Origin of the sequence: Pedobacter psychrodurus, assembly GCF_032678585.1 — a bacterium.
In the GTDB taxonomy this organism is placed as follows: Bacteria; Bacteroidota; Bacteroidia; order Sphingobacteriales; family Sphingobacteriaceae; genus Pedobacter; species Pedobacter psychrodurus_A.
This window is the reverse complement of the sequence record NZ_JAVTSN010000148.1, coordinates 1-571: the sequence shown is the minus strand read 5'-3', so window position 1 is coordinate 571 and position 571 is coordinate 1. Positions and strand designations below refer to the sequence as shown.

The 571-nt window shown below is 37.0% G+C and carries 1 protein-coding gene; it reads left to right on the top strand.

The genetic code is table 11. The features are described from left to right. Positions 1-32: 32 nt before the first annotated feature. The coding region (locus R2S57_RS30440; RefSeq protein WP_316848668.1) for an IS982 family transposase at positions 33-571 on the top strand (539 nt) is incomplete at its 3' end.

Below are 571 nucleotides of genomic sequence, written 5' to 3'. Positions count from 1 at the left end.
TGACATTCAAATATTTAACTACATACTAAGCCATGATTACATACGATAAAGTTACCGATATTTTCTGCATAGTTGATGAATTTTGCAAGAACTTTGACAAAACCACCAAAAACTTCATTTTAGGGAAAGCTTCTCGACGTCCCGCTACAATGTCCAATAGCGAGGTAATCAGTATTCTGCTTTTGTTTCAAATCAGTGGTTTCAAGTGTTTTAAGCATTATTATGTTTTCTATGTACAGAAACACATGGTAGATGATTTTCCTAAAACTGTATCCTATAACCGGTTTGTTGAACTCAGTCAAAGTGTGATTATGCCTTTAACCATATTTCTTAAAACCTGTTGCTCAGGTGCATGCACGGGTATTTCATTCGTGGATTCAACGCCAATAAGAGTTTGCAAGAACAAACGTATCAAGGCAAACAAAGTATTTAAGGGTACTGCTGAAGTTGGAAAGTCAACAATGGGCTGGTTTTATGGGTTCAAACTTCACTTGGTAATAAACGACAAAGGCGAAATCCTCAATTTCCTGATTAGCCAGGGCAACATGGATGACAGGGAACCATTGAAAAG